Genomic DNA, 4413 nt, shown 5'->3' with positions numbered 1-4413 from the left:
GAAGCCGCAGGTGTTGATGATGACCAGATCGGCCCCGTCGTAGCTCGGCGTGATGCCGTAGCCCTCGGCGCGCAGTTGGGTGAGGATGTGTTCGGAGTCCACGGTCGCCTTGGGACATCCCAGGCTCACGAAGCCGATACGGGGCGGGCGGGTAGGGGCCGCGCTGGAGTCAAGAGGGGTCACGGGAACTCCCGGCAGGGTGATCGAAAGTGCCCTGATCGTCGGGCAATCGTCTATGGTATTGGTAGAAGGCACCGGAAACAAAGGCCCGAGCGCGAAATACTTGCCCGCCCGGCTTGCCCTCGCACGCCGATTCGGTAAGCATAGCGCCCGCCCGTGGGCTAGGCTTGACACCGGGTCGCGGTACAGTGGTATCGCGGGAGGACACCCCCAAGGACGGGGCGCGTGGGTACCGGACGATAACGGCGCCTGATCCTGTCACCGAAAGAGGACCTGCCCCCGCGCCACGGGGCCGGCCTCGGAAGTTCACTCGGCGTACGGTCACCATAATGAAAAACTGCAATCTCTGTAAGTACAGCAAGGTCTGTAATGACTTGCCCGGTGTTTGTATTCTCCTGCCCTACCTGGCGATCACCGTTGTGGTCGTGTCACTGGGCTATCTGTTCGTCACCCAGGAACTGATGTAACAGCCATAATGTAGCAGCCATTGGGTCGCCGCGCGGTGTCCGGTTCATCCGGACACCGCGTCGCCGACCCTGCCATGCGACCGCCCGCTCATGCCGATACTTGCGCAGATTGCCCCCGGCTGTACCCTGGTGATGCACCTGGAAGTGCGTTTTCACGACGGCTTCGTCGGTTTCTCCACCTTCGATCAGGAGCCGATCACCTGTCGTCTGGGCGATGGCACCCTGGCCCCAGGGATGGAGACCGCGCTGCTGGGTCTCGCGCCGGGTCCGGACCACCTGATCCTGGCCAGCGGCTCCGAGTTGTTCGCCGAGTATGACCCGGACAATCGGCACTGGTTGCCCCTGAGTGATTTTCCGCCGGATCTGGACCCCACACCGGGCCAGGTGGTCGCCTTCACGACCCCGGCCGGCCACGAGACCAGCGGACTGGTGCTCGAACGGGAAGGGGAGGGCGCGGCCGGGCGGGTGCGGGTCGACTTCAACCACCCCTTTGCCGGCCGTTCGCTGACCTTGCGGGTGCGTATCCTGTCCGTCACCTGACCGCGGTTGGAATCACCCCGGCATGTCGATGCGGCCGCCCACGGCGGCCGGATTGCCCCATAATGTCTGACTTCTTCTTTCACCCAACTTTCGCCTATCCTCTGTTGCCATGGATATACTCCTCGCCAATCCCCGCGGTTTCTGTGCCGGTGTCGACCGTGCCATCGCCATCGTCGAGCGCGTGCTCGACCTCTATGGCGCCCCGATCTATGTGCGACACGAAGTGGTCCACAACCGCTTCGTCGTGGACGGGCTGAAGCAGCGCGGCGCCATCTTCGTCGAGGAACTGGATCAGATTCCGGACGGAGCCACGGTCATCTTCAGCGCCCACGGAGTCGCCCAGCAGGTGCGTGCGCAGGCGCAGGCGCGCGGGTTCCGGGTCTTCGATGCCACCTGCCCGCTGGTGACCAAGGTCCATTTGGAGGTGGCGCGGCACTGCAAGGCCGGTGATGAACTGGTCCTGATCGGTCACCGCGGGCATCCGGAAGTCGAGGGCACCATGGGCCAATGCCAGACGGACGGCGGGCTCATCCACCTGGTGGAGTCGGTGGAGGATGTCGCCGGCTTGCCGGTGCGCAACCCGGAGCACCTGGCTTACGTAACGCAAACCACACTCTCGGTCGACGACACGACCGAGATCATCGCGGCACTGCGCGAGCGCTTCCCCAAGATCGAGGGTCCCAAGCGCAGCGACATCTGCTACGCGACCCAGAACCGTCAGGACGCGGTAAAGACGCTGGCGGCGCGGTGCGACCTGTTGCTGGTGGTCGGTTCAGCCAACAGCTCCAATTCGAATCGCCTGCGGGAATTGGCGCACAAGCAGGGCTGCACGGCCTATCTGATCGACGGTCCGGACGACATCCGCCGGGACTGGCTGCAACAGGCGCCGCGGGTGGGCCTGACCGCCGGCGCATCCGCCCCCGAGATCCTGGTGGAACAGGTGATCGCCCGTTTGCGTGAGTGGGGCGCCGGGAGCGTGGAAGAGCAATCAGGCATTCGCGAACAGGTGGTCTTCAGTCTGCCGCGTGAACTGGCGGCAGCCGGCGCGGTCGAGGGCTGATGGTGGATGCGCTGCGCTTATCCACCCTACAAGAGCGGCTCCGCTGTAGGGTGGATAAGGCGCGCTGCTCGATGTCAGGATCCCGACACATCGGTCGCGCGCGCCGCATCCACCAGGGGGTCGCGCGATGCCGCCCCAACTTCGAATTGCTGGTACTGATCCAGGCGTTGGACCCTGAGCGATGAGCGATATCCTGGTCATCGGCGGCGGCATCATCGGTCTGCTGACCGCCCGCGAACTGGTTCAGGGCGGGGCCGCGGTCACCCTGATCGAGATGGGCCGGACCGGTCGCGAGTCCTCTTGGGCGGGCGGCGGCATCGTGTCTCCGCTCTACCCCTGGCGCTACCCGGATGCGGTCACCGCGCTCGCGCGCTGGAGCCAGCGGGTCTACCCCGATCTGTGCGCGGCGCTCCATGAGGCATCCGGCATCGACCCCGAGTTCACGCCGAACGGCCTCCTGATCCTGGACACCGAGCAACGCGATCAAGCGCTTGCCTGGGCCGCCCGCCAGGGCGACGAGATCCAGGTCATCGAGGGTCCGGCGGTGCGCGCGCTCGAACCTGAACTGGGCCTTGGCCCGGCGCAGGCCCTGCGCTTCCCGGCGGTCGCCAACGTCCGCAATCCGCGTCTGGTCAAGGCCGCCCGGCGGGCCCTGGATGGGTGCTTGCTGCTGCGCGAGCAGGAAGAAGTGCTGGATATCCTGGTCGCGCATGGCCATATTCAGGGGGTGCGCACGACGCGCGGCGTGATCCACGCCGATCACGTCATCGTCTGCGCCGGGGCCTGGACCGGGCGACTGCTGAATCAATTCTGTCGGCCGCCGGCCATCGCACCGGTGCGCGGGCAGATGATCCTCTTTCAGGCGCGGCCGGGCCAAGTGCGCCACACCACACTCTACCGTGACCGCTATGTCATCCCGCGCCGGGACGGGCGGGTCCTGGTCGGCAGCACCCTGGAGCACACGGGCTTCGTCAAGGCGACCACCGCCGAGGCCAGAGATGCGCTCTACCGCAGCGCCATCGAACTGTTTCCTGCACTCGAACAAGCGTCCATGGAAACGCACTGGTCCGGGTTACGCCCCGGCGCCCCGAGCGGCATCCCCTACATCGGCGCCTACCCCGGCATCACCGGGCTCTATGTCAACGCCGGCCACTATCGCAACGGCGTGGTCACCGCCCCGGCCTCCGCCCGGCTGGCCGCCGACCTGCTGCTGGGGCGTGCGCCCATCATCGACCCCGCGCCCTACGCGCTGGAAGCCTCACGCTGAACCCTGGCGCGAGATGTTTCGGGGTGCGATCAGACGTGATGGGGCCAGGCCTTTCGGTAGGATGGGCATCGCTCTCGCTCTGCCCATCCTACGCACGTCTGCGACCACATCATTTTGGACCGCACCGGACGTTTGAGCCTCTAGCGGTGTCCGCAAGCCCCTGAACTGAAAAGCCGCCCGGCGGGGGAAAACTTTCGTTTACCCCAGCCCGGAACGAACAATCAGTCAGTTGCGCGCGTGGGCTGGGGCGGTGGGCGAAAAGTCACCCTACGACCCCAGCAAACCCATCACCCGTCCCTTATTCCCCACCCGGGTCGATACCATCGTCCATACGGAGAAAGGCAGCGTTCATTGCATCTGCCCGGCCACCGGCGTGCAACGCGACTTGGCCTTCCAGGGGTTCGAGGCCGATCGCGACACCCTCAAATACCGCTGTCCAGCCGCGGCCTTTGGGCTTGAGTGCGAGGGTCGTGAACGGTGCCATCAGGCGGGTGGGGTCATGCCCGGCGACGACGGGCGCATCGTGCGCATCAGCCTTGCCGACCACGATCGGCGCATCTTCGTGCCAACGCCCTATGGCAGTCCCAGTTGGGAGCGCGGTGACAACCGCCGTAGCGCCTTGGAGCGAATCAATAACCGCATCGACAACAGCTTCGGCTTCGAGCGGCATTTCATTCGCGGTCTGGCCAAGATGCAGACGCGCGTCGGCTTGGCGCTGGCGGTCATGATGGCCATGGCGCTGGGACACGTCAACGCCGGGCGCCTCGAACAGATGCGTTCGCTGGTTCAGCCCATCCCCGCGACCGGATAGCCTCACCCACTGCCGCGTCCGGCCAGGCCGCCCACGCGTCGCCTGCGGGCGCGGCTGTCCGCGGAACAGAGTTGTTGAGAATTATTCT

General features: G+C 65.9%; 5 protein-coding genes and 1 pseudogene. 5 read left to right on the top strand and 1 reads right to left on the bottom strand.

The window, feature by feature from the left end:
- Window positions 1-183, bottom strand: a pseudogene (gene rimO / locus QZY03_RS05000) (30S ribosomal protein S12 methylthiotransferase RimO); the annotation flags it as partial.
- A gap of 326 nt (window positions 184-509) precedes the next feature.
- On the opposite strand from rimO, the gene QZY03_RS04995 reads away from it, so the two are divergent.
- The 5 genes from QZY03_RS04995 to QZY03_RS04975 all read left to right on the top strand — a co-directional run bounded on the left by QZY03_RS04995 (window position 510) and on the right by QZY03_RS04975 (window position 4325).
- Window positions 510-647, top strand: a complete 138-nt coding sequence (locus QZY03_RS04995) for a hypothetical protein (RefSeq protein ID WP_020503040.1) — start codon at window positions 510-512, stop codon at window positions 645-647.
- Window positions 648-737: 90 nt separating this feature from the next.
- Window positions 738-1187 carry an FKBP-type peptidyl-prolyl cis-trans isomerase gene (locus QZY03_RS04990; RefSeq protein WP_295578684.1) on the top strand — a complete coding sequence of 150 codons (450 nt, stop codon included), beginning with the start codon at window positions 738-740 and terminating at the stop codon, window positions 1185-1187.
- Window positions 1188-1296: 109 nt separating this feature from the next.
- Window positions 1297-2247 (top strand): 4-hydroxy-3-methylbut-2-enyl diphosphate reductase, encoded by a 951-nt coding sequence (ispH, locus tag QZY03_RS04985; protein WP_295578682.1) that lies wholly within the window; start codon window positions 1297-1299, stop codon window positions 2245-2247.
- A gap of 181 nt (window positions 2248-2428) precedes the next feature.
- Complete coding sequence (thiO, locus tag QZY03_RS04980; RefSeq protein WP_295578680.1) at window positions 2429-3514, top strand: glycine oxidase ThiO; 1086 nt, start codon at window positions 2429-2431, stop codon at window positions 3512-3514.
- A gap of 250 nt (window positions 3515-3764) precedes the next feature.
- Window positions 3765-4325, top strand: a complete 561-nt coding sequence (locus QZY03_RS04975; RefSeq protein ID WP_295578679.1) for a hypothetical protein — start codon at window positions 3765-3767, stop codon at window positions 4323-4325.
- The last annotated feature ends 88 nt before the right edge of the window (window positions 4326-4413 follow it).

The sequence above is a fragment of the uncultured Lamprocystis sp. genome, assembly GCF_903933125.1.
In the GTDB taxonomy this organism is placed as follows: domain Bacteria; phylum Pseudomonadota; class Gammaproteobacteria; order Chromatiales; family Chromatiaceae; genus Thiodictyon.
This window is presented reverse-complemented; position numbering and strand designations above follow the sequence as displayed.